The organism is Streptomyces coffeae, from assembly GCF_016741875.1.
Classification (GTDB): Bacteria; Actinomycetota; Actinomycetes; order Streptomycetales; family Streptomycetaceae; genus Streptomyces; species Streptomyces coffeae.
Genome location: NZ_JAERRF010000011.1, coordinates 120,178 through 143,454 on the forward strand (window position 1 = coordinate 120,178; position 23,277 = coordinate 143,454).

Genomic DNA, 23,277 nt, shown 5'->3' on the forward strand with positions numbered 1-23,277 from the left:
GGGGAAGGTTGCATACGGCTGCTGCACCCCCGGAATTGAGCCTCACCCAGGGGCAGGGTGCAGGATCGACCCGGAGACCGGCTCCCCCTCAGGGCTTAGACCCTTAGGGGGTGTCCACCCGTACCTCCTACCCGTGGCTCGTTCCGGCGGAGGAGGAGGCGGGCCCATCCGCTCTTTAGTGTTGCTACGGGCAGCGCAACCACGGGGGTGGGGCTGCCCCCACCGCGAACACGGAGCCAGGCACCATCGCGGCGGTTCCCCGGACTCGGCAGGCTGGATGCCGCGAGCGATCAGGGAACCGGGATCGCCCACACATATCGAGGAGAGTCACCGTGACAACGGCTGTATCGATTCCCAAGACCGGGGGCAGCGGGGGACATACGGCCGTCGCTGCCCGCGCACGACAGGTGGTCAAGGCGTACGGCTCGGGGGAGACCCGGGTGGTCGCGCTGGACCATGTGGACGTGGACATCGCCCGCGGTCAGTTCACCGCGATCATGGGGCCCTCCGGCTCCGGCAAGTCCACTCTGATGCACTGCCTGGCCGGGCTGGACACCGTCTCCTCGGGCCAGATCTTCATCGACGAGACCGAGATCACCGGGCTCAAGGACAAGAAGCTCACCAAGCTGCGCCGGGACCGCATCGGCTTCATCTTCCAGGCGTTCAACCTGCTGCCGACGCTGAACGCGATAGAGAACATCACGCTGCCGATGGACATCGCGGGCCGCAAGCCGGACCGTGCCTGGCTGGACCGGGTGGTGGAGACGGTCGGCCTCGCCGGGCGGCTCAAGCACCGGCCGAACCAGCTCTCCGGCGGTCAGCAGCAGCGCGTCGCCGTGGCCCGTGCGCTGGCCGCCCGGCCCGAGATCATCTTCGGTGACGAGCCGACCGGAAACCTGGACTCGCGGGCCGGCGCCGAGGTCCTGGGCTTCCTGCGGCGCTCGGTGGACGAACTGGGCCAGACCATCGTGATGGTCACCCACGACCCGGTCGCCGCCTCCTACGCCAACCGCGTGCTGTACCTGGCCGACGGCCGGATCGTGGACGAGATGCACAACCCGACCGCCGAACTGGTCCTGGAGCGCATGAAGCACTTCGACGCGCGCGGGCGGGTGTCATGACCGTCCTCAAGACCTCGATGCGCAACTTTGTCGCGCACAAGGGACGGATGGCGCTCTCCGCCATCGCCGTCCTGCTGTCGGTGGCCTTCGTCTCCGGCACCCTCGTCTTCACCGACACCACCAACGCCACGTTCGACAAGCTCTTCGCGGCCACCTCCTCCGATGTCACGGTCAGCCCGAAGAACGCCAACAACGGCGACGATGCGCAGACCAGCACCCGGATCGAGACGCTGCCCGCCGCCGAGAAGAAGCGGATCGAGGGCATCAAGGGCGTCAAGTCGGTGGCCGGCGACGCGACCAGCCAGAAGATCACCGTCGTCGACAAGAAGAACAAGGACATCGGTCCCAGCTCCGGCGCCCCCACCATCGGCACCAACTGGGACCCGACCGAGCACCGCTCGGTGAAGCTCACCTCCGGCCGTGCGCCGCGCGGTCCCACCGAGGTGATGCTCGACGCCGACACCGCCAAGTCCAAGAAGGTGAAGATCGGTGACGAGCTGCGGGTGATCGGCATCCCCGGCGAGTTCCGCGCCAAGGTCGTCGGTCTGGTCACCTTCCAGGTGACCAACCCCGGCTCCACCGTGCTCTACCTGGACACCCCTTCGGCCCAGCGGCTGCTGCTCGGCCGCGCCGAGGCGTTCACCAGCTTCGCGCTCACCGCCCAGCCGGGCGTCAGCAACGACCAGCTGAAGAAGAACGTGCTGGCCGAGCTCGGCACCGGACTCAAGGTGCAGACGAAGGCCGAGGCCAGCGCGGAGGCCGAGGACGACATCGGCTCCTTCCTCGACATCATGAAGTACGCGATGCTCGGCTTCGCCGGTATCGCCGTCCTGGTCGGCATCTTCCTGATCGTCAACACCTTCTCCATGCTGGTCACCCAGCGCACCCGGGAGATCGGGCTGATGCGGGCCATCGGGTCCAGCCGCAAGCAGATCAACCGCTCGGTGCTCATCGAGGCGCTGCTGCTGGGCATCATCGGCTCGGTCCTCGGTGTGCTCGCCGGTGTCGGGCTCGCGGTCGGGCTGATGAAGATCATGGGCAGCGCCGGTCTGCATCTGAGCACCGACCAGCTGACGGTGAAGCCCGCCACGCCCGTCGTCGGTCTCAGCGTGGGCATCGTCGTCACCGTCATCGCCGCGTACATCCCGGCCCGCCGGGCGTCGAAGATCTCCCCGATGGCGGCGCTGCGCGACGCCGGTACCCCGGCGGACGCCAAGGCCGGGCGGATCCGCGCCGTGATCGGCACCGTGCTCACCGCGGCCGGGGCCGTCGCCCTGTTCGCCGCGGGCAGCGCGGACAAGGCGACCGACGGCTCGATGTTCCTGGGCCTGGGTGTGCTGCTGACCCTCGTCGGCTTCATCGTGATCGGCCCGCTGCTGGCCGGTCTGGTGATCCGGGTGCTCGCCGCCGTGATCCTGCGGATCTTCGGCCCGGTCGGCCGGTTGGCCGAGCGCAACGCGCTGCGCAACCCGCGGCGGACCGGCGCCACCGGCGCGGCCCTGATGATCGGTCTGGCCCTGGTCGCCTGTCTGTCGGTGGTCGGCTCCTCGATGGTCGCCTCGGCCAGCGACGAGCTGGACAAGTCGGTCGGCGCGGACTTCATCGTCCAGCCCAAGGGCCCCGGCAAGCCGATCACCCCGCAGATCGAGAAGGCGATGGAGAAGGCCAAGGGCCTGGACCACATCAGCCATCTGAAGGTGATCGACAACGCCCGGCTGACGCTGCCGGACGGCAAGACGGTCGGCAAGGATCTGTCCGCCGCCACCCCGACCTACGCGCAGGATCTGCGGAGCCCGGTGGTGGAAGGCTCGCTCGGCGACGCCTACGGCGAGAACGCCATGTCGCTGCCCGAGGGCTTCGCCAAGGACCACAAGGTGAAGAAGGGCGACACGGTGACCGTCGCCTTCGACCACGGCCGGAAGGCCAAGCTCACCGTGGCCGCGATCACTTCGGACGACACCTCCCTGGACAAGGGGGCGATGTACCTCAGCATCGCGACCGTCCAGCGCTATGTCCCGGCCGACCGGATCCCGACGGACATGATGGTCCTCGGAACGGCCAAGGACGGCCAGGAGGACCAGGCGTACGCCTCGCTCAAGAAGCAGCTGGCGCAGTACCCGAGCATCCAGGTCCGCGACCAGACCGACTACAAGAAGATGATGGAGGACCAGATCGGCCAGCTGCTCAACCTGGTCTACGGTCTGCTCGCCCTGGCGATCATCGTCGCCATCCTCGGTGTGGTGAACACCCTGGCCCTGTCGGTCGTCGAGCGGACCCGTGAGATCGGCCTGATGCGCGCCATCGGCCTCTCCCGCCGCCAGATGCGCCGCATGATCCGGCTGGAGTCCGTGGTCATCGCGCTCTTCGGCGCCCTGCTGGGCCTCGGGCTCGGGATGGGCTGGGGCGCGACCGCGCAGAAGCTGCTGGCGCTCGAGGGGCTGAAGACCCTGGAGATCCCGTGGCCGACCATTCTCACGGTCTTCATCGGCTCCGCCGTGGTGGGCCTGGTGGCGGCGCTGATCCCGGCCTTCCGCGCGGCCCGGATGAACGTCCTGAACGCCATCGCCACGGAGTAGGAAGCGACGGAAGGTCAGCCAGGACCCGCCCCTCGGACGTACCGGGCGAGGGGCAATGGCGACCCGGCCCGGTGTGCTCTCGGGGGTGCACACCGTGCCGGGTCGCGGCCGTTTTCCCGGTCTTTGACTTCGAGTGCGCTCCAGCTCCTAGCGTGATCGACACGACCGCGAGGAGCATCGCTTCCAGGAGGTACACCCATGACCCCGCTTCCCGCCCGCACTCTCGGCTCCCTGAACGTCTCCGCGCAGGGGCTCGGCTGCATGGGGATGAGCCACACCTACGGCGAGTCCGACGACCAGCAGTCGATCACGACCATCCATCGCGCCCTCGACCTCGGCGTCACCCTTCTGGACACCTCCGACTACTACGGCAGGGGGCACAACGAGGAGCTGATCGGCCGGGCCCTGGCCGGCCGCCGGGACCAGGCGGTGATCGCCACCAAGTTCGGCTTCGCCAACCGGCTGGGCGAGCAGACCCGGATCCGGGGCGACGCGGCGTACGTACGGCAGGCGTGCGACGCCTCGCTGCGCCGCCTCGGTGTCGACCACATCGACCTCTACTACCAGCACCGCGTCGACCCCGACGTGCCCATCGAGGAGACCGTCGGCGCGATGGCCGAGCTGGTCCGGGCGGGCAAGGTGCGCTTCCTCGGGCTCTCCGAGGCGGGCGTGGACACCATCCGCCGCGCCCACGCCGTCCACCCCGTCTCCGCGCTCCAGAGCGAGTGGTCGCTGTGGACCCGGAACCTGGAGGCGGAGATCGCCCCGGTCTGCCGTGAACTGGGCATCGGCCTGGTGCCGTTCTCGCCGCTCGGGCGCGGCTTCCTGACCGGCCGGATCAGCTCGCTGGACGCGCTGGAGGAGAAGGACATGCGCCGCGGCCAGCCCCGGTTCGCCGACGGCAATCTGGACCGGAACCTGGCCATCGTGGAGCGGCTGCGCGAACTGGCCGCCGACAAGGGCGTCACCGCCGGTCAGCTCGCCCTGGCCTGGGTGCAGCACCGGGGCGAGGACGTGGTGCCGATCCCGGGCACCCGCCGGGAGAGCTATCTGCGGGAGAACCTGGGGGCGCTGGACATCGAGCTGTCCGCCGAGGAGCTCACCGCGATCGACGCCGCCGCACCGGCCCAGGAGATCGCCGGGAACCGCTACGACGACAGCTCCCTGCGCTTCGTCGACGGCTGAGTCCCGGGCCCGAGGGGAAGGGGGAACCGGCCGGAAAATGAGTTCGCCGCGAGCGATGAGTTCTCCGGTGCCCCGCGGTCTTAAGGGAAAAGCCGCACACCAGGGAGGTTCCCCATGACTGAGACCACGAAGGGCACCCGGCTCAGCGAGCTGGGCCGGGTGGCCGTCACCGTCACCGACCAGGACCGGGCGCTGGACTTCTACCTCGGCACGCTCGGCTTCGACAAGCGTGCCGACATCCCCTTCGGGGAGGGCCACCGCTGGATCGAGGTCGGGCCGTCGGGCGGCGGGGCCGGGATCGCGCTGGTGCTCCCGCAGAACTGCGAGGACGCCGGTGGTTCCGGCTCCGGGCCCAGCACCGAGACCGGCATCATCCTCACCTCCGAGGACATCGACGCCGACCACGCCACGCTGCGGAAGGCCGGGGTGGACACCGACCCGGAGGTCATGCGCTGGGGCGCTCCTGTGCCGCCCATGTTCTCGTTCCGCGACCCCGACGGGAACGCGATCATGGTCGTCAGCGAGGAGTGAGCACCGGGGAACCGTCCTGACCCGCGGGCGCCGGTCCGCCGACGAGGGAGCGGACCGGCGCACGCCGGGGCGGGATTCAGTCCCGGGGGAGCAGGGTGCCGAGCGGGCCGAGGTCGAGATTGAGGTCCTCCGGCTCCAGACCGTGCTGTTCGCGCAGCTCCGCCATCCGCCGGTCCAGCAGCATCAGGGTGGTGCCGATCCGTTCCACCTGCTCATCGGTGAGATCGCCCGCGTCGATCCGGCGCAGCGCCTGGCGTTCCATCAGCTGCCGCAGGAGCTCCACGATGGTGAGGACGAGCGCCACCAGATCGCGGCCCATCGCCTCCTGGTCGAGATCGACCCGGGCGCCGGTCACAGCGGGCCCGAGTCGGTCCACGGCGCGGCGACGCGCTCGTTGACCGAGGACAGCAGGGCGTGCAGGGACAGCCGTACGAGGGGCACCTCGGCGATGGCGATCACCAGGTCACCGCTGACCACCACCCCGGTGGCCAGCACCCGGTCCAGCAGATCCACCAGCGGTACCCCGATGGGCCCGTGGGCCTCGGCGGGGGCCGAACCCCAGGCGGCGACGGTCATGGCGGGGTACCTCCGTCGGCGAAGGAGTACGGGGCCCAGGGGCCGGACAGTTCGATCTCGACGGCCTCCTCGTCCCGGCCGAGCGAGGCGAGCGCGGCGCGCAACTGCCGCTCCCGCCCGCGGTCCATGAGATACGCCGCGTTGAGCACATGGGTGCGGCGCGGGCCCGTCACCTCGGCCCCGTGCAGGCGCAGCCGCCGCGCGGCCACCGCGAGGCCCCGCACCACGGTGTCCACCCGCTCGGCGGCCCGGAGCGCCGCGCCCTGGCGCTCCTCCCGGCCGCGCCGGCGGCTGCGGATCTGTTCCAGATAGGCGCGGCCGGTGGCCGCCGCGGCGCCCGGGGCGGACGCGGGGGTGGCGGGCTGTCCGGCGAGGGCGTAGACCTTCACTCCCCACTCGACCCGGCCGGTGATCCGGTCGAGGGCGGTGAGCAGGGAGTCCTCGCGTGCGCGCAGGGCCTCCCGGGTCCGTTCATCACCGCGGTAGAGGGTCGCCAGCGGCAGCGGAACGGTCGGTGCCGCGGCCATGGCCGCCGTGATCACCTCATGGTGGGCGCGGGCGCAGCGCTCCAGCTCGGCGCGGTCGGACAGCCGCTGCCGCAGGGCCTCTTCGGCGTAGTCGGCGGCCGGGACGTCCTGGACCACGGCGGTCAGCGGACCCATCGCGAGGGTACGGACGGGGGCGGGCGGGCCGACACCGGCCAGCCCGCCGAGCGCCGCCGCCGTCCGCTCTCCGGAGGGGCGGCAGACGGCGAAGACATAGGTGAGGGCGGTGTCCTGGATCATCGTCATGCCGTGCTCCTGTCGGCCCCGTTGGACTCGGCGGACTCGATCGCCCGCAGCCGCTCGCGCAGCTGCGCGTTCTCCGCTGCCAGGGCGTCGTGCGCGGCGCGGGAGGACAGCGCGGGGTCGGTCTCCCACCAGTCGATCCCCGCCTTGCGGGCGGTGTCGACGGACGAGACGAACAACCGCAGCCGGATGGTGAGCAGTTCGATGTCCAGCAGGTCGATCTTGATGTCCCCGGCGATCACGATGCCCTTGTCCAGGACGCGTTCGAGGATGTCGGCGAGGTTGGAGGTGGCCGGACCGGTGGGCTCCGGCCGCTCCCACCTCGTGTCGAGCTCGGTCACGGCCGCCTCGCCCCCGACGGACCGGCGGAGTCACGCCGCTCCAGCAGATCGAGCAGCCGGTCCTCCTCACGTTCGAACTCCTCGGGGCCGATCTCTCCGCTCTCCAGCGCCTCGTTGAGCGCGGCGAGCCGGGCGCGCACCACCGCCGGATCGTGCAGCTGCCGCTCCGCGGCGTCCCGCAGCTGCTCCGCCACCCACACCACACCCCGCACCGGCGCCAGCGGCAGCAGTACCACCTCGGTCAGGATGCCCATGCGCCCTCCACAAAGCTGTAGCAGGGCAGCGGGCCGGTCAGCCGCAGCTCGACCCGGGTCCCGTGCCGGGCCGCCAGCCGCCCCACGGCCTCCCCGAAGCGCCCGGTGGCGCTCCGGGGAAGGAGGAAGGACGCGTTGAGGACACAGCCGGGCACCTCGGGTCCGGCCACCCGCGCCTCCGCCAGGGCGGACAGCTCGGTCACCACCCCGGACGCCACGGCGGCGGCCCGGCGGGCCAGCCCCCGCGCCACGGCCTCACCGAGCCGGACGCTCGCCTCGTAGCCCGGGGCGCCGCGGGCGGCGGCCCGGGCGCGGCCCACCTCCGGGTCCTCGCGCACCAGCGACTCCAGGTCGCCCTGGGCCGGGATCGCCTTGACGTTCATCTCGACGCGGCCCTCGACGCGCCGCAGCGCGGCCAGACAGTCCTCCTGCGAGGACAGCAGCTGCCGCCGCACCGACTCCTCGTCGGGGGCGACCATCCCGAAGCGCATCGGCAGCACCGGGCCGTCCGCCGCCAGGGCCAGCGCCAGATCCTGGTGGGCCAGGAGGTCGCGGCGCTTGGCGCGCAGCCGGTCCGGGGCGTCGCCGACGACGGCGGCCAGCTCACCGGCGGGCAGCGTACCGACGCGGCCGGGCGGCTCACCGACCCCGGTGCGACCCGGCGGCACCCGATGACCGGCGCGGACCACGCCGTAGACGTACACGCCCGCTGCGGTGCTCCCGGGCGTGGGCTGTGGTGCGGCGGCCATCGGTCAGTCCTCCTCGGAACGGCGGCGGGAACGGCTCGTGGGCCGTCTGCGGGGACGGGACTCCGCGTACGCGTGCTCGTCGTCCTCGTCGTGTTCGTCCTCGTGGTGGTGTTCGTCCTCGTCATCACCGGCGCCGACGGCCTTCTTGACCTTCTCGCCCACCGACCCGACCGCCTTCTTGGCCTTCCGCTTGCCCAGGCTCGTGGCCACGCCCTTGCCCCCGCCGCCGCCGCCGAACAGCTCGGGCACGGTCTTGCTGCGGTCGTACTCCAGGTCCAGGCGGTTGCACGCCTCGGCGAAGCGCAGATAGGTGTCCACGCTGGCGACCACGATCCGGGCGTCGATCTTCAGGATCTCGATACCGACCAGGGAGACCCGGATGAAGACGTCGATCACCATGCCGCGGTCGAGGATGAGTTCCATGACGTCGTAGAGCGTGCCCGCCCGCGGGATGACGACGACCTCGTCGGTGTAGGTGGCGACCATGATCGGACCGTCCCTTCGGTTGCGCTGCGCGCTGCGGGTCAGCAGTCGTCGGCCGCGCCGCGCCGGTAGCGGCGGACCCTCCGGTATTCGCGGAGCTCGCCATGGCCGTCGAGGTTCACCTCGTACGTGGCGAGCAGGCTGGTGGTGTCGGGGATCCGGGCAACCTCCAGGACATCCACGTTCACCCGCCAGCCGTCCTCCTCCCGGCATACGGCGGAGACCCCCTCGGGCGGATGGGAGATCAATGCGGCCAGCCGCTCGCAGGCCCGTCCGGCCGCCTCCTCGGGGCCGGTCTCCCGGGAGCGTCGGCTCGTCGGCGTGCGCCGGTCCGGCTCCTTGGCGGTCGTACGGCGTTCTCGCTCTGCCATGTGCATCAGTCTGGTCACACACCGTGCGCGGGCGCGCGCTGAACTGGGCCAGACGCGGGCACCGGGGCCCGCGGGGCCGGGGCGGGGGTGGACCCGGCCACCGGTGTCGGCGGGTGGTCGTACTCTGGAAGACCCCCGGCCCGTGTCACGTGTCGGGTGATTCGCGTTGTCCGCCTCCGGGATGGAATACCCCTTTATGAGCCTCACCGGTCTGCTCGACGCCGTCGTACGGGACCCCGCGCTCGCCGAGGCGGTGCGCGGCGCCGCCGACGGAAACCGCCCCCATGTCGATCTGGTCGGCCCGCCCGCCGCCCGGCCCTTCGCCGTCGCCGCGCTGGCGCGCGAGACCGGCCGCACCGTGCTGGCGGTGACCGCCACCGGCCGCGAGGCCGAGGACCTCGCGGCCGCGCTGCGTTCGCTGCTGCCGCCGGACCGGGTGGTGGAGTACCCGTCCTGGGAGACGCTGCCGCACGAGCGGCTGTCCCCGCGCTCGGACACCGTCGGCCGCCGGCTCGCCGTGCTGCGCAGGCTGGCCCACCCCCGTGCGGACGACCCGGCGGCCGGTCCGGTCTCCGTGGTGGTCGCTCCCGTCCGCTCGGTCCTCCAGCCGCAGGTCAAGGGGCTCGGCGAGCTGGAGCCGGTCAGTCTGCGGGCCGGGCAGACCGCCGATCTGGAGGAGGCCGTGGACGGGCTCGCGGCCGCCGCCTACTCCCGGGTCGAACTGGTCGAGAAGCGCGGTGAGTTCGCCGTGCGCGGTGGCATCCTGGACGTCTTCCCGCCCACCGAGGAGCATCCGCTCCGGATCGAGTTCTGGGGCGACGACGTCGAGGAGATCCGCTACTTCAAGGTCGCCGACCAGCGGTCCCTGGAGGTCGCCGAGCACGGGCTGTGGGCCCCGCCCTGCCGTGAGCTGCTGCTCACCGATGACGTACGGCAGCGGGCCGCGGCGCTGGCCGAGGACCACCCCGAGCTGGGCGAGCTGCTCGGCAAGATCGCCGAGGGGATCGCGGTCGAGGGCATGGAGTCCCTGGCCCCGGTCCTGGTCGACGAGATGGAGCTGCTGCTGGACGTCGTCCCGGCGGGCAGCATGGCCGTCGTCTGCGACCCGGAGCGGGTGCGCACCCGGGCGGCCGACCTGGTGGCCACCAGCCAGGAGTTCCTCCAGGCGTCCTGGGCGGCCACGGCCGGTGGGGGCGAGGCCCCGATCGATGTCGGCGCCGCCTCGCTGTGGGGTCTGGCGGACGTCCGGGACCGGGCTCGTGAGCTGGGCATGATGTGGTGGTCGGTGAGCCCCTTCGCGGCTGACGAGGAGCTGGACGATGCCACCCTCAAGCTGGGTATGCACGCCCCGGAGAGCTACCGCGGCGACACCGCCCGCGCGCTCGCCGACACCAAGGGCTGGCTCGCCGACGGCTGGCGCGCGATCTATGTCACCGAGGGCCACGGCCCGGCCTCCCGCACGGTGGAGGTGCTCGGCGGCGAGGGGATCGCGGCCCGGCTGGAGGCGGACCTCGACGGGATCTCCCCGTCCGTGGTCCATGTGGCCTGCGGTTCGATCGACTACGGCTTCGTCGACCCCGCCCTGAAGCTGGCGGTGCTCACCGAGACCGATCTGTCCGGGCAGAAGGCGGCGGGCAAGGACGGCGCCCGGATGCCCGCCCGGCGCCGCAAGACCATCGACCCGCTCACCCTGGAGGCGGGCGACTTCATCGTCCACGAGCAGCACGGCGTCGGCCGCTACATCGAGATGGTGCAGCGCACCGTCCAGGGCGCCACCCGTGAGTATCTGGTCGTGGAGTACGCCCCGGCCAAGCGCGGCCAGCCCGGCGACCGGCTCTACATCCCCACCGACCAGCTGGAGCAGATCACCAAGTACGTGGGCGGCGAGGCCCCCACCCTGCACCGGCTCGGCGGCGCCGACTGGACCAAGACCAAGGCGCGCGCCAAGAAGGCCGTCAAGGAGATCGCCGCCGACCTCATCAAGCTCTACTCGGCGCGGATGGCCGCCCCCGGCCACGCCTTCGGCGCGGACACCCCCTGGCAGCGGGAGCTGGAGGACGCCTTCCCGTACGCCGAGACCCCCGACCAGCTGACCACCATCGGCGAGGTCAAGGAGGACATGGAGAAGTCGGTTCCGATGGACCGGCTGATCTGCGGCGACGTCGGCTACGGCAAGACCGAGATCGCGGTGCGGGCGGCGTTCAAGGCGGTGCAGGACGGCAAGCAGGTCGCCGTGCTGGTGCCCACCACCCTCCTCGTCCAGCAGCACTTCGGCACCTTCGGCGACCGCTACGGCCAGTTCCCGGTGGTCGTCAAGGCGCTCTCCCGCTTCCAGACCGACACCGAGGCCAAGGCGGTCCTGGAGGGGCTGCGCGAGGGCTCGGTCGACATCGTCATCGGCACGCACCGGCTCTTCTCCTCCGAAACCACGTTCAAGGACCTCGGTCTGGTCATCGTCGACGAGGAGCAGCGCTTCGGTGTCGAGCACAAGGAGCAGCTGAAGAAGCTCCGGGCCAACGTGGATGTGCTGACCATGTCCGCCACCCCCATCCCGCGCACCCTGGAGATGGCGGTCACCGGCATCCGCGAGATGTCCACGATCACCACCCCGCCGGAGGAGCGCCACCCGGTACTGACCTTCGTCGGCCCCTACGAGCAGAAGCAGATCGGCGCGGCCATCCGCCGTGAACTGCTCCGCGAGGGCCAGGTCTTCTACATCCACAACCGGGTGGAGTCCATCGACCGGGCCGCGGCCAGGCTCCGCGAGATCGTCCCCGAGGCGCGGATCGCCACCGCCCACGGCCAGATGTCGGAAAACGTGCTGGAGCAGGTGGTGGTCGACTTCTGGGAGAAGAAGTTCGACGTCCTGGTCTCCACGACCATCGTCGAGTCCGGGATCGACATCTCCAACGCCAACACCCTCATCGTCGAGCGCGGTGACAACTTCGGCCTCTCCCAGCTGCACCAGCTGCGCGGCCGGGTCGGCCGGGGCCGCGAGCGCGGCTACGCCTACTTCCTCTACCCGCCGGAGAAGCCGCTCACCGAGACCGCCCACGAGCGGCTGGCCACCATCGCCCAGCACACCGAGATGGGCGCCGGTATGTATGTCGCGATGAAGGACCTGGAGATCCGCGGCGCGGGCAATCTGCTCGGCGGCGAACAGTCCGGCCATATCGCGGGCGTCGGCTTCGACCTGTACGTACGGATGGTCGGCGAGGCCGTCGCCGACTACCGCGCGGCCCTGGAGGCGGGCGGCGGCGAGGTCGAGGAGGCCCCGCTGGAGGTCAAGATCGAGCTGCCGGTCGACGCGCACGTCCCGCACGACTACGCCCCCGGCGAGCGGCTGCGGCTCCAGGCGTACCGCGCCATCGCCGCCGCCACCAGCGAGGACGACATCCGCGCGGTGCGCGAGGAGCTCACCGACCGCTACGGCAAGCTGCCCGAGCCGGTGGAGAATCTGCTGCTGGTCGCCGGGCTGAGGCTGCTGGCGCGGGCCTGCGGGGTCAGCGACATCACCCTCCAGGGCGCCAACATCCGCTTCAGCCCGGTGGAGCTGCGCGAGTCGCAGGAGCTGCGGCTCAAGCGGCTCCACCCCCGTGCGGTGATCAAGCCCGCCACCAAGCAGGTGCTGGTGCCCCGGCCGGCGACGGCGAGGATCGGCGGAAAGCCGCTGGTGGGGCGGGAGTTGCTGGCTTGGACCGGGGAGTTTCTCACCACGATCCTGGGCTCCTGACCACGCGGCGCGGCGAAGCGGAAGCCGTCCGGGCCCGGGCCGGCGGGGGCGGGTGAGGATATGCCGTGCTCCGGGCCCGGACGGACAGGGGCTGCCGCCGCGCGACACCCCCGTCGCCGCGCCGCGGACCGCCCCGGCCTGTGGCGCCCGGCGGTCCGCACCGTGCCGTGGTGCCGCCGTATGAGCGGGAGGGGAGTGCCCACACGGCCCTCAGGGAGGTTCGAGGTGGGGCGGAACGGCCCGCCGGGTCGTGGTCAGGACACTAGGCGCGCGCGGAGCGGGCGGCGAGGAACGAACTGCACAGTGATCGCGGCGGCCGGTTCCGCTTCGAACGGTGACCCCGCGCCGGGCCCGTCCGCCCACCCGTCACAGCGTGCCCAACGCCCGCATCGCCAACCACAGTTCGTACTTCGCGCTCGGCGCGCGCAGCAGCGACCGCCCGAGCGCGTCCTCGGCCCTCGCCAGCCGCTTGCGGGCGCCGGGCAGCGAGATCCCGAGCGCGGAGGCCGTCGCGGGCAGCCGGGCGTCGGCCCGCAGCCAGGCCCGTACGGTCTCGGGCCCGGCCGTCAACCGCGCCTGCTCCAGGGGGCGCAGCTGGGCCTGCGCCCAGATCTCGGCGGCGGGCGTAGCCAGCAGGGCGTCGAGGGTGGCGGCGCGGTCCGCCGTGGCCGCGTTCACCGCCCCCGCCGTCCAGGGCGCGGTGTGCAGCCGCAGCGCGAGCCAGGCCGCCGACTGGCTCGCCAGACAGCGGCCGACGTCCAGCCCCAGCAGCGCGTCCAGATGGCGCACCCGCGCGGCGAGCGTATTGCGGTGGATCTTCAGATGGCGGGTGGCCGCACCGCCGAAGCTCAGCCAGGAGCCGAGGGTGTCCAGCAGCTCGCGCGGACCCGGGTCGGCCTTGCGGGTCGGCGCGTACCGCAGACAGGGGCCCAGCACTTCGCCCGCCCAGGTGCGGCCCTCGGGACCGGCCAGCACGGTGACATCGGTGTGGCCGCCGAAGCCGGCGCACCGCTCGGGCGCGTCACGGGCCACCGCCAGGGCGTGGAACGCCTGCTCGTAGCCGACCGGGGTGTCCCGCAGCGCGACCTCGGCACTCACCCCGACCCGGCACTCCGGTACGTCCCGGGCGATCATCCGGTCCAGCCGGCCGGGGCCGGGACCCCTGTCCCGGGGCCCGGGGTCCCCCTCGCTCGGCACCAGCGCGATGAGGTGGTTGGGGCGCACCGGGCACGGCACGATCCAGGCCCGCCCCCGCGCCGTACGGTCGATCCGGACGGCTATCTCGCGCCGCCGGACGCTGGGGCACTCGATCACATACACCTGTGCCACCGCGGGCAGCGCCGGACGCAGCGCACCGGCGATCCGCTGTGCCGCGGACACACTGCCGACCATCAGCAGATGCAGCACCGCCTCCCGGCTGTGCACCTCGGCCGACTCCACCCGGCGGCGCGCCCGTTCCGCCTCCTCCAGCCGCCAGCACAGGGCGAGGGTGCGTGAGGCGTCGGCGAGCAGCACCCCGCAGCGTGGATCGTCGGGCCGGACGACGGCGAGATACACGGCCCCCGCCGCGCCGTCCCCGGCCGCCCGGTCCGGTCCCGCGCCGGGCCCGGGGCCGAGCACGACGAGATGGACCGGATGCGCCCCGTCCCCGCCCAGCACGGCGGACGGCGCGCCCCGCCGGTGCAGTTCGACGGCGCCGCGCGCGGCACGGGCGGCCAGTGGTGAGCCGGCAGGATCCGGTGTTCCGCCCGGCGCGGCCCGTACGGACCCGTCGGCCCGGACGAGCACGGCGAGACCCCCGGTGCGCCGGGTGAGCCATTCCAGGATCGCCCGGACCGCGCCGCGCTTGGCGGAGAGCCGGGCGAGGACGAGAACGTCATCGGCGCGATCGGCGCGATCGGCGCGATCGGCTCGCGCGGCGGACGGCGAAGCTGCCATGAGGCGCAGAGTAATACCGGGGGGCGAGCGTGGGACAACGCCTAGGATGCGGTGGGTGTCCGCCGTCATAGCAGCGATGATCAGCGCAGTGGTCGGTGTCCTCGGCACCCTCTTCGCACCGCTGCTCCACCAGCGGCTCACCGCGCGCCGGCGCCTGGAGGAGGCGCGGGCCGAGGAGCACCGACGGCGTTACGAGGAGCGCCGGGCCGCGTACACGGGGATGAACCGGGCCTCCCGGCAGTTCCACACCTTGCTCAAGGACGCGCTGCACCGGATCCGGGACGGTGTCTACACCGACGAGGACCGGGGCCAGGTCGAGGAGGCCCGGCGCGACTACCGGGACCGCTACGCCGATGCGCAGATGATCGTCCCCGAAAGAGTGCTGGCCGCCTCCCGTGACGTCAACAAGGTCCTGGCCGACATCGACGCCGTGGCCAAGCGGATCGACCGGGGGCTCGCCCGGGACGGCGAGACCGCCGCCACCGCGCTGCTCCGGCTGAAGGACGTTGAGCCCCGGCTCTCGGAGATGCGGCGGATCATGCGGGAGGACCTGGGGATCGCCGACTGACGGCGGGGTCCGTGCGGCGTTACGTCGGGGGTCATCGACCCTGCTCCCGGCGCACGGCAGGGTGGTCGATGTCAGCGGGGGACGACCCCGGACCCCGAAGATGCGGGAGTTGGCCGCCAACTGACCGCGTGGCTCAGCGGCCCACCGCGTAGCCCTGCGCGCCGCGCGGGTTGGCCGCCGCCAGCAGGACGCCCGTCCCGGGGTCGCGGGCGACCGCGCACAGCCGTCCCTCCGACCAGGCGGGGCCGACCGTGACATCGTGTCCACGGCGCCGCAGTTCGCGGATGGGGTGCTCGCCGATCCGGGACTCCACCACGACCTTGCCCGCCGCCATCGAGCGCGGGTGGAAGGAGCCGGGGAAGCTTTCCTGGTGCCAGTTGGGCGCGTCGACGGCCCCCTGGAGGTCGAGCCCCGCGCGCACCGGACGGCGCAGCGCCACACCGAGGAGGAAGTGCAGGCTCCACTGGTCCTGCTGATCGCCGCCGGGGGTGCCGAAGGCCATCACGGGGGTGTCGCCGCGCAGCGCGAGGGACGGGGTGAGCGTGGTACGCGGACGGCGGCCGGGAGTCAGGGAGTTGGGCAGCCCGGGGTCCAGCCAGGCCATCTGGAGCCGGGTGCCGAGCGGAAAGCCGAGCGCGGGGATGACGGGGTTGGACTGGAGCCAGCCGCCGCTGGGGGTGGCGGCGACCATGTTGCCCCAGCGGTCCACCACATCGAGATGGCAGGTGTCGCCCCGGGTGGTGCCATCGGCCCGTACCCCGGGGCCGCCGACCGTCGGTTCACCGCCGCCCGGCCCGGCCACCGGCTCCGGGGTGTGCGCCGCCGCGCGGGCGACGGCGGCCAGCGCCTGTTTGCTCAGCCGCGGTACGCGGCCCCCGGGCCGTCCCGGACGCAGCTCGTACGAGGCGTGTTCGCCGATCAGCGCGCGCCGTTCGGCGTTGTACGCACCGGAGAACAGCTCCGCGAGCGGTACGTCGGCGGCGTCCCCGTACCACGCCTCGCGGTCGGCCATGGCCAGCTTGCCGCCCTCGATCAGGATGTGCAGCAGCTCCGGGGTGCCGAGGTCGTCCTCGGCCAATCCGTCCGGCAGCAGGGCCAGTTGCTGGAGCAGGACCGGCCCCTGGCTCCAGGGCCCCGCCTTGCACACCGTCCAGCCGTTCCAGGTGTGCCGGACGGGGTTCTCGTAGACGGCCTCGAAGGCGGCCAGGTCGTCACCGGTGAGTGTGCCCGCGTGGCGCTCCCCGGAGGAGTCCATGGCGGGCCGGGCCGCGGCGGCCGCCAGATCCTCGGCGATGAAGCCCTCCCGCCAGACCCGCCGCGCCGCCTCGATCTGTGTCTCGCGCCCCGGACCGGCCGCCTCCGCCTCGCCGATCAGCCGCCGCCAGGTGGCGGCCAGCGCCGGGTTGGTGAGCAGCCGCCCGGCGGCGGGGGACCGCCCACCGGGCAGATAGAGCGCGGCCGAGTCGGTCCACTCCGTCGTGAACAGCTCCCGTACGGTCTCCACCGTCTCGCCGATCCGCTCGACCGCGGGATGGCCGTGCTCGGCGTAGCCGATGGCGTACCGCAGCACCTCGGCGAGCCGCCGGGTGCCGTGGTCGCGCAGCAGGACCATCCAGGCGTCGAACGCGCCGGGGACGGCCGCCGCGAGCGGTCCGGTGCCCGGCACCAGGTCGAGGCCGAGCGCGGTGTAGTGGTCGATGGTGGCCCCGGCGGGCGCCGGGCCCTGTCCGCACAGCACGAGGGGTTGCCCGCCCGCCGGGGCGAGGAGGATCGGCACCTCACCGGCGGGTCCGTTCAGATGCGGCTCCACGACGTGGAGGACGAACCCCGCGGCCACGGCGGCGTCGAAGGCGTTGCCGCCGTCCTCCAGGACGGCCATGGCGGACTGCGAGGCCAGCCAGTGGGTGGAGGACACCATGCCGTGGGTGCCCTGGAGGGTGGGCCGGGTGGTGAACATGGGGCTCCCTGGTCCGGGTGCGGCGCGCGGTGGTGCGGTGGGTGCTGTGGTGCGGCCAGCATGACGCAGGGACCGATCACCGGTCCATGGAGCGCTGTCAGCCCGTGGGCTTCGTACGGACGAAGCGGTCGGGCTCACCGGAGGTCCAGTTGAAGGTGAGGTTCTCGCCGCCGTTGCTCACCACGGCGGTGCCGTTCGAGGTCTCCCCGGCGCAGGTGCTGGAGATGGCCATCCCGGAGTTGATGGTCCCGGAGCAGGACTTGCCGCCGTACGCCATGGTCCACGACGTGCCGCTGACGGTCAGGGTCGCCAGGCCGTTCGTCCCGCGGACGGGGACGTACCAGGTGCCCTGGACGCTCGACGGACCGGCGGGGCGGGCGGGAGCGGCCGTTTTGGTGCGCGTGCGGCCGGGCGTGGGCACTGGGGCGGCGGAGGTACGGGTGGGGCGCGGGGCGGCGCTGGTGGCGGGGCTCCCCTCCTTTTTCTTTTTCTTGGCTTCCCCGGTGCGGCTCGGGCTCGGGCTGGACGAGGCCGTGGTGTCACGTTTGCCGGTGGTCTGGCCGGTCGTCTTGCCCCCCTTGTCCGACGAAGCCGAGTCCTTCTTGTCGTCGCCGCCGCAGCCGGTCAGGGTGAGCGCCAATACCGCGACAGCGGCGATGGCGAGGGAAGTCGATTTATGCACGCAGATTCCTGTGATGCCGAGATCAAGAGGGATGAGACACGTGATCCTGGCAGCAGCACTCAAGGGAATTCCATGCTTTCCGGAAACAATCCTCCAGAACATTCCCGCTGACCTGTGGATGATTTCCGGCTTTCCGTGCTGTGCACTGCGGCTGGGCCAACAACCGGAGCGCGGCGCGTCGTTGTCGGCTTCCGCTCCGGAATGTTGTCCATGATGACCCGAACGTCTGCCCCGCACAGGAATTCCGGATCGCGGGCGTGCCGGACCGGGGGTGGCACACCACGCGCGCAACCTCCCTTCGCCGGGCGCCGATTTCGCGGGGGGCAGAACGCCACGGCCTTCCTCCCGGGCCCAACACTCCTACGCTGAGGGGGTGAGCAGCCACGCGACGAACCCAGCCCGCGTCATTCCGCTGCGTCCGGCCACCGCGCCGCCGCCGGGCACCGCGCCGCGGGAGACCGCGCCCCCGGGCGCGGCGCCCAAGGAGCCCCTGTGGCGCCATGTGGTCGGCGGGGTGCTGCGCCGCGAGCGCCGCGCCCAGCAGCGCACGCTCAAGGACGTGGCCGACGCGGCCCGGATCTCGATGCCCTACCTCTCGGAGCTGGAGCGCGGCCGCAAGGAGGCGTCGTCCGAGGTGCTCGCGGCCGCCGCGCACGCCCTGGGGCTCGGCCTGGCCGATCTGCTCGCCCTCGCCCATGACGAGCTGGCCCGTGCCATCGCGCCGCGCGCCCGGCGGCGGCCCCTGGGGGCGGCGGACGAGCGCACACGGGACGACGAGGCCGAGGTCGCGACGGCGGAGGCGGCCGAGGTGACCAGCACCACGGCCCTCGCCGAGCTGCGCGGCCGGCGCACCGGCGGCCACCGGGCCACGGGGACCTCCCCGTACCAGGGCGAGGTGCGGCTCGCCGCCTGAGCCGCCTGTCGGTGCCTGCCGGCGCCCGTCCTCAGGCGGCGAAGGCCGCGGACGCCCTCCGGCGGCTGAGCACCTGGTCGGCCAGCCCGTACGCGACCGCCTCCTGCGCCGTGAAGACCTTGTCGCGGTCCATGTCCTCGCGCAGGGTGGCGATGTCGTGCGGGGTGTGCCGGGCCAGCACCTCCTCCACCTGCGAGCGGATCCGGAGCATCTCCTTGGCCTGGAGGCTGAGATCGGAGACGGTGCCCTGGCGGCCACCGCTCGCGGGCTGCCCCAGCAGCACCCGGGCGTGCTCCAGGATGAACCGCCGCCCGGGGTCCCCTCCGGCCAGCAGCACCGCCGCCGTGGAGGCCGCCTGGCCGACGCAGAACGTGGAGATCGGCGCGGAGACGAAGGTCATGGTGTCGTAGATCGCCATGAGCGAGGTGTACGAGCCGCCGGGGGAGTTGATGTAGATCGCGATCTCCTGCTCCGCGCTCGAGGACTCGAGGTGGAGCAGTTGCGCGATGACCACATTGGCGACCCCGTCGTCGATCTCGGTGCCGAGGAAGATGATCCGCTCGGACAGCAGCCGGCTGTAGATGTCGTACGCCCGCTCGCCCTGTGTGGTGCGCTCGACCACGGTCGGAATCGTGTACTGGCTCATCTCAGATCCCCATCCGCCGTCGTGCTCCGCCCGGCCGCACATCGTCGAGGGACTCGACGATCCGGTCGACCATGCCGTACTCCTTGGCCTGTTCGGCCGTGAACCACCGGTCGCGGTCGCCGTCGCGGGAGATGGTCTCCTCGGTCTGGCCGGTGTGCGCCGCGGTGATCCGCTCGATGGCCTTCTTGGTGAACTCCAGGTTCTCGGCCTGGATCGCGATGTCGGCGGCCGTCCCGCCGATCCCGGCCGACGGCTGATGCATCATGATCCGCGCGTTGGGCAGCGCGAAGCGCTTGCCCGCCGTTCCGACGCACAGCAGGAACTGCCCCATGCTCGCGGCGAATCCCATGGCGAGCGTCGTCACGTCGTTGGGGATCAGCTGCATGGTGTCGTAGATGGCCAGCCCGGCCGTCACCGAGCCGCCCGGACTGTTGATGTACAGGCTGATGTCGGTCCGCGGATCCTCCGCCGAGAGCAGCAGCAGCTGGGCGCACACGCGGTTCGCGGAGACGTCGTCCACCTGGGTGTTGAGGACGACGATGCGCTGGGTGAGGAGCTGCGCGGCCAGATGGTCGTCGAACTGCGTCGGGGACGTATCGCCCTCCGTGGCGCGGGGGTTCAGGGCCGGATCCCGGCCGGTGATGAGTGGTGACATGGGACCTCCCGTGGTCGACCGCGGCGAGTGGTGCCGCGATGTCACCACTGTCGGCGGCCCGGTGGCCCTCCGTCAGTGTTCTTGGCCCTGAGCAGATTCGCCCATGGCAGAGCGCTCCGGACCCGGGCCCCGCCCGCGGCCGCCGCCTGAGCGTCGGCCGCCCGGGCCCTCAGTTGGTGGCCACGGGCCCGGCCGTCCGGGCCTCGCCCCGGAACACCTGCTCGCTGTGCCAGGCGATGTTCTCCGGCGCGATCGGCTCGCCGCCGTGGCGCGGCTCCTCGGCCCCGCGGCCGGCCAGTTCGAGGACCTGGTCGCGCGCCGCCCGGCCACGCCCGGTGAACCGGTCCGAGACCCTGATCCGCCGAGCGGGGTCCAGGCCCAGCACTCCCCGGTCGAAGAGCCTGTGGTGCAGGGAGCACAGACACAGCGCGTTGTGCAGCGAGTTGGCGCCGCGGAAGGCCCACCACCGCACATGGGCGGCCTCCAGCCCGACGGGCACCCGGCCGATCGCCCCGTCGAACCCGCAGAACGCACAGCGGTACGCGTACGCGCTCAGCACCTCGCGCCGCAGCTCCGCCGCCCGCCGACGGTCCCGTACCGAGACCGTCACCCGCCGTGCCTCCTCGGCGTCCTCCAGGTCGAGCCGCACGGCGGCGGCGATATCGGCGTGCAGCGAGGGCGGGAAGTGGGTGTCCAGCAGCAGCTGTGTCAGCCGTCCCAGCAGCAGCGGATCCGTGGCCAGCGCGGACCGCAGCTCCGGGGCCAACTGCCCGCGCGCCCCGCTCGACCGCAGCACCCCCACGGTCGATCCCGGACTGCCGTGGCCGTGGTCGGTGCGCACCTCCCACACCCCGTCACTCTCCAGGTGGTGGAACGGGTAGGAGGGCGAGGACGTGCGTGGAGGTCCGAAGTCGCGCAGCAGATCCTTGAGGTCCCGCTCGACCTCCGTATAGCGCAGGTCCTGTTCGGGCGCCTGCTGGAACCGCCCCAGGGCATACAGCATCAGCAGCGGTTTGTGCGGCGCCCGTACCCCGTTGCCCGACCACTGCCGTAAGGTGCGCACCCGCTCGACCCAGTCCATGGCAGCGACTGTAGGCGCGGCCCCGGGCACGGAAATCGGTGGGGCCGGGCCATCGCTCACCGCGTGCTGGACCGTCAGGGACGGCCGCCGGGCTCGGGCCAGGTGAAGACGAACCGATGGGCCGCCTCGTCGAAGGAGACCTCGCCCGGGTGGGCGGGCAGCCCGAACTCCTCCTCGGCCCAGGCCAGAAGGGCCGCCGTCAGCCCCTCCGGCTGGAAGTGCGCCTCGTTGAACAGCACCCGCTCGACCGTGACCAGGACATACCGCCCCGCGGTCCGCGCCTCGATCGCGTCGGCCGCCAGGGCCAGCCCCGGCCGTAGCCGGTCCGCCTCGTCCGCCACCAGCCGCAGTCCCGAACGGTCGTCCCGGGGGTGCTCGCGTACGGGGGTGGTGTCCAGCCACATCCGCTCGGAGATCCGCTCGCCGCGGGACGGCGGCTCCGTGCCGAGCGTGGCGCCGGCGGTGAGGTCAATGGCGATGCCGCGGCCGGCGCGGGCTGTCCGGTACCTCGTCGTACGCATCAGCCGCGCCCCCGTGGTCGACCGTCATCGGTCTACTTCCCCCAGATCTTGCGATACGCCTGACGGTACCCCTCGGAGTCCCACGACAGCGCGCCACCGCTGTTGGCGGCCGTGGTGATGTGGACGGGGGCCACATAGCCGCTGGGCGACCGGCCCGCGAAGGCGCGGTTGAACTCGTCGACGATCTGCCAGCCCTGCTCGGAGAGCGGTTCGGGCACGGTCGCGGTCTGGAATTGGTTGCCGTTGATGCGCTGGAAGGCCGACGGATCGCCGTCCCCCGCGCCGATGTTGTACGGGGCGCCGGCGCCGTCCTTGCCGGCGGCGCGCAGGGCGGCGGCGCTGTGCCGGAAGTACAGGTCGTTGATGGCGGCCGAGTCGGTCCACTTGTCGCCGAAGCGGGAGAGCAGGGCGCGGACCTCCCCGAGGGTGCGCCTGTTGGCCTCCGGGATGGGGATGTTCTGGTAGCTCAGCAGCTTCACATCGGAGCAGGTGGCGAGCTGCTTCTTGATGAGGTCGGACTTGTGCTTGGCGAAGGGCACGGTCGCGTCGGTGAACAGCACGACCCCGGCACGGCCGTGGGACCGGGCGATGATCCAGTCGGCGCTGATCTTCGCCACGTCCTCCACCCGGGAGGTCACATTGCTGAACAGCTGGGGCTTCGCGCTGGGGCCTGGCGTTGCGGCGGCATGCCAGCCGATCACCTCGATGCCTTCCGCGTTGGCCCGTTCCAGCTCGTTCGCCACGCTCTTGGGGTCGAAGCCGCCGATGACGATCCCGTCCGGCTTGAGGTCGAGAGCCCGCTTGAAGGCGGAGCGGAGAGCGGCGGGTGTGCCCTTGCCGTTGATGGTGCGGGCGTGCCAGCCGAGGATCGACGCGGCCTCCTGGACGCCCTGGGCGACACCCACGGGACCGGGATTGCTCAGCGTCTGGGCGATGGTGACCACGCTCTTGCCGCGCAGTGCCTTCGGCCCGGTGGTGGGGCCCCGCCAGGGGGCGTCGACGTCCTGCGCCTTCTTGACCGCCCGCTCTGCCTTGGCGAGCGCGGTGGGGCATCCGGGCTTGGCGGAGGTCCGGTGGGACGCGGTGGCGCCGCCGGGTTCACAGCCGGTGGCGGCCATGGCCAGGAGCACGACGGACGTCAGGACCGCCTTGCGGGTGGGGTGCACGGATCTCCTCGCAGGGCACGGAGGGGCGGAGTTGCGGACGGAACGGGCTCGGGGTGGGGGAGGCGGACAGGGTAGGCATGGTGACGCGCGGCGGCAGCCCCCGCGGGGAAGCGGGGCAACCCCGTCCGGGGAGTGCGGCACGCGTCGCCGGGGGCCCGCGCATGGTAACGAACAAGCCAGTCCACGCGATGTCCTCGGGTCCCCTCCGATGGTCACCGTACGGGCACCTGGCCGTTACCGAGGGAACGGTCCGCTGGGCGCGAGGCGAACGGAAGGCGGCCCAAACCCAATAAACCGTGGACATTCGGTAGCCGTTGCCCCGGCCCGTCTTGCATGGGCGCGCGCAGACGGTAGTGTTCACCGCCGATCGGCCCTGTGGCGCGATTCCGATGGTCGCGGTCCGTCCGTGCACCACATCGGCGTCCTGTTCCCGGCCGTCGGC

22 protein-coding genes and 1 pseudogene are annotated in these 23,277 nt (G+C 72.3%); 7 read left to right on the forward strand and 16 right to left on the reverse strand.

Annotated elements, in window-relative coordinates:
- The first annotated feature begins 332 nt into the window (after positions 1 to 332).
- The 4 genes from JK363_RS20645 (at position 333) to JK363_RS20660 (ending at position 5,413) form a co-directional block, all read left to right on the forward strand.
- Positions 333 to 1,121: an ABC transporter ATP-binding protein gene (locus JK363_RS20645; protein WP_201876442.1), complete on the forward strand. Its 789-nt coding sequence runs from the start codon at positions 333 to 335 to the stop codon at positions 1,119 to 1,121.
- Positions 1,118 to 3,697, forward strand: a complete 2,580-nt coding sequence (locus JK363_RS20650; protein WP_201876443.1) for an ABC transporter permease — start codon at positions 1,118 to 1,120, stop codon at positions 3,695 to 3,697. Before JK363_RS20645 ends, JK363_RS20650 begins: the two co-directional genes overlap by 4 nt.
- A 198-nt stretch (positions 3,698 to 3,895) precedes the next feature.
- Positions 3,896 to 4,882 (forward strand): aldo/keto reductase, encoded by a 987-nt coding sequence (locus JK363_RS20655; RefSeq protein ID WP_201876444.1) that lies wholly within the window; start codon positions 3,896 to 3,898, stop codon positions 4,880 to 4,882.
- 114 nt (positions 4,883 to 4,996) lie between these two features.
- Complete coding sequence (locus JK363_RS20660; protein WP_201876445.1) at positions 4,997 to 5,413, forward strand: VOC family protein; 417 nt, start codon at positions 4,997 to 4,999, stop codon at positions 5,411 to 5,413.
- Between the two features lie 76 nt (positions 5,414 to 5,489).
- Here JK363_RS20660 and JK363_RS20665 read toward each other — a convergent pair whose 3' ends face one another.
- Genes JK363_RS20665 through JK363_RS20700 form a run of 8 tightly spaced genes read right to left on the reverse strand, consistent with a single transcriptional unit; the run spans position 5,490 to position 8,975 of the window.
- The gene (locus JK363_RS20665) at positions 5,490 to 5,768 is read right to left on the reverse strand and encodes a gas vesicle protein K (RefSeq protein ID WP_201876576.1); all 279 of its coding nucleotides are present in this window, start codon (positions 5,766 to 5,768) and stop codon (positions 5,490 to 5,492) included.
- The gene (locus JK363_RS20670) at positions 5,765 to 5,989 is read right to left on the reverse strand and encodes a gas vesicle protein (RefSeq protein ID WP_201876446.1); all 225 of its coding nucleotides are present in this window, start codon (positions 5,987 to 5,989) and stop codon (positions 5,765 to 5,767) included. Before JK363_RS20670 ends, JK363_RS20665 begins: the two co-directional genes overlap by 4 nt.
- Positions 5,986 to 6,780 (reverse strand): GvpL/GvpF family gas vesicle protein, encoded by a 795-nt coding sequence (locus tag JK363_RS20675; RefSeq protein ID WP_201876447.1) that lies wholly within the window; start codon positions 6,778 to 6,780, stop codon positions 5,986 to 5,988. Before JK363_RS20675 ends, JK363_RS20670 begins: the two co-directional genes overlap by 4 nt.
- Positions 6,777 to 7,118 (reverse strand): gas vesicle protein, encoded by a 342-nt coding sequence (locus JK363_RS20680; RefSeq protein WP_201876448.1) that lies wholly within the window; start codon positions 7,116 to 7,118, stop codon positions 6,777 to 6,779. The genes JK363_RS20675 and JK363_RS20680 overlap by 4 nt, the downstream gene beginning before the upstream one ends.
- Positions 7,115 to 7,372: a gas vesicle protein GvpG gene (locus JK363_RS20685; protein ID WP_201876449.1), complete on the reverse strand. Its 258-nt coding sequence runs from the start codon at positions 7,370 to 7,372 to the stop codon at positions 7,115 to 7,117. Before JK363_RS20685 ends, JK363_RS20680 begins: the two co-directional genes overlap by 4 nt.
- Positions 7,360 to 8,121 (reverse strand): GvpL/GvpF family gas vesicle protein, encoded by a 762-nt coding sequence (locus JK363_RS20690; protein ID WP_201876450.1) that lies wholly within the window; start codon positions 8,119 to 8,121, stop codon positions 7,360 to 7,362. Before JK363_RS20690 ends, JK363_RS20685 begins: the two co-directional genes overlap by 13 nt.
- 3 nt (positions 8,122 to 8,124) lie before the next feature.
- Positions 8,125 to 8,607, reverse strand: a complete 483-nt coding sequence (gene gvpJ / locus JK363_RS20695) for a gas vesicle protein GvpJ (RefSeq protein WP_201876451.1) — start codon at positions 8,605 to 8,607, stop codon at positions 8,125 to 8,127.
- A gap of 38 nt (positions 8,608 to 8,645) precedes the next feature.
- A complete protein-coding gene (locus JK363_RS20700; protein ID WP_201876452.1) occupies positions 8,646 to 8,975 on the reverse strand; it encodes a gas vesicle protein GvpO in 330 nt (109 codons plus the stop codon).
- A gap of 196 nt (positions 8,976 to 9,171) precedes the next feature.
- Between JK363_RS20700 and mfd the strand changes: the two genes are divergently transcribed.
- Positions 9,172 to 12,708: a transcription-repair coupling factor gene (gene mfd / locus JK363_RS20705; RefSeq protein WP_201876453.1), complete on the forward strand. Its 3,537-nt coding sequence runs from the start codon at positions 9,172 to 9,174 to the stop codon at positions 12,706 to 12,708.
- Between the two features lie 366 nt (positions 12,709 to 13,074).
- Here mfd and JK363_RS20710 read toward each other — a convergent pair whose 3' ends face one another.
- Positions 13,075 to 14,646: a helix-turn-helix domain-containing protein gene (locus tag JK363_RS20710; RefSeq protein WP_201876454.1), complete on the reverse strand. Its 1,572-nt coding sequence runs from the start codon at positions 14,644 to 14,646 to the stop codon at positions 13,075 to 13,077.
- A gap of 46 nt (positions 14,647 to 14,692) precedes the next feature.
- Between JK363_RS20710 and JK363_RS20715 the strand changes: the two genes are divergently transcribed.
- Entirely contained in the window at positions 14,693 to 15,214 is a 522-nt protein-coding gene (locus JK363_RS20715) for a hypothetical protein (RefSeq protein WP_236075969.1), read from the forward strand.
- Positions 15,215 to 15,347: 133 nt separating this feature from the next.
- Here JK363_RS20715 and JK363_RS20720 read toward each other — a convergent pair whose 3' ends face one another.
- Both JK363_RS20720 and JK363_RS20725 read right to left on the reverse strand, forming a co-directional pair.
- Positions 15,348 to 17,171: a gamma-glutamyltransferase family protein gene (locus JK363_RS20720; RefSeq protein ID WP_201876456.1), complete on the reverse strand. Its 1,824-nt coding sequence runs from the start codon at positions 17,169 to 17,171 to the stop codon at positions 15,348 to 15,350.
- 97 nt (positions 17,172 to 17,268) lie between these two features.
- Positions 17,269 to 17,853 carry a hypothetical protein gene (locus JK363_RS20725; protein ID WP_201876457.1) on the reverse strand — a complete coding sequence of 195 codons (585 nt, stop codon included), beginning with the start codon at positions 17,851 to 17,853 and terminating at the stop codon, positions 17,269 to 17,271.
- A 373-nt stretch (positions 17,854 to 18,226) separates the two neighbouring features.
- On the opposite strand from JK363_RS20725, the pseudogene JK363_RS20730 reads away from it, so the two are divergent.
- A pseudogene (locus JK363_RS20730) lies at positions 18,227 to 18,595 on the forward strand (helix-turn-helix domain-containing protein); the annotation flags it as partial.
- A gap of 202 nt (positions 18,596 to 18,797) precedes the next feature.
- Here the strand turns inward: JK363_RS20730 and JK363_RS20735 are convergent.
- The 5 genes from JK363_RS20735 to JK363_RS20755 form a co-directional block, all read right to left on the reverse strand.
- The gene (locus JK363_RS20735; protein WP_201876459.1) at positions 18,798 to 19,412 is read right to left on the reverse strand and encodes a ClpP family protease; all 615 of its coding nucleotides are present in this window, start codon (positions 19,410 to 19,412) and stop codon (positions 18,798 to 18,800) included.
- A gap of 1 nt (position 19,413) precedes the next feature.
- Positions 19,414 to 20,067, reverse strand: coding sequence for a ClpP family protease (locus tag JK363_RS20740; protein WP_201876460.1), 654 nt, complete (start codon positions 20,065 to 20,067; stop codon positions 19,414 to 19,416).
- A 169-nt stretch (positions 20,068 to 20,236) separates the two neighbouring features.
- Positions 20,237 to 21,148 carry a phosphorothioated DNA-binding restriction endonuclease gene (locus JK363_RS20745; protein WP_201876461.1) on the reverse strand — a complete coding sequence of 304 codons (912 nt, stop codon included), beginning with the start codon at positions 21,146 to 21,148 and terminating at the stop codon, positions 20,237 to 20,239.
- A gap of 74 nt (positions 21,149 to 21,222) precedes the next feature.
- Complete coding sequence (locus JK363_RS20750) at positions 21,223 to 21,669, reverse strand: hypothetical protein (RefSeq protein WP_201876462.1); 447 nt, start codon at positions 21,667 to 21,669, stop codon at positions 21,223 to 21,225.
- A gap of 32 nt (positions 21,670 to 21,701) precedes the next feature.
- Positions 21,702 to 22,835, reverse strand: a complete 1,134-nt coding sequence (locus JK363_RS20755; protein ID WP_201876463.1) for a substrate-binding domain-containing protein — start codon at positions 22,833 to 22,835, stop codon at positions 21,702 to 21,704.
- Positions 22,836 to 23,277 lie beyond the last annotated feature (442 nt).

Excerpts from the sequence above, each read along its gene's own strand:
- JK363_RS20650 (WP_201876443.1), top strand. The coding sequence starts at position 1,118 with ATGACCGTCCTCAAGACCTCGATGCGCAACTTTGTCGCGCACAAGGGA.
- JK363_RS20655 (WP_201876444.1), top strand. The coding sequence starts at position 3,896 with ATGACCCCGCTTCCCGCCCGCACTCTCGGCTCCCTGAACGTCTCCGCG.
- JK363_RS20660 (WP_201876445.1), top strand. The coding sequence starts at position 4,997 with ATGACTGAGACCACGAAGGGCACCCGGCTCAGCGAGCTGGGCCGGGTG.
- JK363_RS20670 (WP_201876446.1), bottom strand. The coding sequence starts at position 5,989 with ATGACCGTCGCCGCCTGGGGTTCGGCCCCCGCCGAGGCCCACGGGCCC.
- JK363_RS20675 (WP_201876447.1), bottom strand. The coding sequence starts at position 6,780 with ATGACGATGATCCAGGACACCGCCCTCACCTATGTCTTCGCCGTCTGC.
- JK363_RS20685 (WP_201876449.1), bottom strand. The coding sequence starts at position 7,372 with ATGGGCATCCTGACCGAGGTGGTACTGCTGCCGCTGGCGCCGGTGCGG.
- JK363_RS20690 (WP_201876450.1), bottom strand. The coding sequence starts at position 8,121 with ATGGCCGCCGCACCACAGCCCACGCCCGGGAGCACCGCAGCGGGCGTG.
- gvpJ (WP_201876451.1), bottom strand. The coding sequence starts at position 8,607 with ATGGTCGCCACCTACACCGACGAGGTCGTCGTCATCCCGCGGGCGGGC.
- JK363_RS20700 (WP_201876452.1), bottom strand. The coding sequence starts at position 8,975 with ATGGCAGAGCGAGAACGCCGTACGACCGCCAAGGAGCCGGACCGGCGC.
- mfd (WP_201876453.1), top strand. The coding sequence starts at position 9,172 with ATGAGCCTCACCGGTCTGCTCGACGCCGTCGTACGGGACCCCGCGCTC.
- JK363_RS20710 (WP_201876454.1), bottom strand. The coding sequence starts at position 14,646 with ATGGCAGCTTCGCCGTCCGCCGCGCGAGCCGATCGCGCCGATCGCGCC.
- JK363_RS20715 (WP_236075969.1), top strand. The coding sequence starts at position 14,693 with ATGCGGTGGGTGTCCGCCGTCATAGCAGCGATGATCAGCGCAGTGGTC.
- JK363_RS20720 (WP_201876456.1), bottom strand. The coding sequence starts at position 17,171 with ATGTTCACCACCCGGCCCACCCTCCAGGGCACCCACGGCATGGTGTCC.
- JK363_RS20735 (WP_201876459.1), bottom strand. The coding sequence starts at position 19,412 with ATGAGCCAGTACACGATTCCGACCGTGGTCGAGCGCACCACACAGGGC.
- JK363_RS20740 (WP_201876460.1), bottom strand. The coding sequence starts at position 20,067 with ATGTCACCACTCATCACCGGCCGGGATCCGGCCCTGAACCCCCGCGCC.
- JK363_RS20745 (WP_201876461.1), bottom strand. The coding sequence starts at position 21,148 with ATGGACTGGGTCGAGCGGGTGCGCACCTTACGGCAGTGGTCGGGCAAC.
- JK363_RS20750 (WP_201876462.1), bottom strand. The coding sequence starts at position 21,669 with ATGCGTACGACGAGGTACCGGACAGCCCGCGCCGGCCGCGGCATCGCC.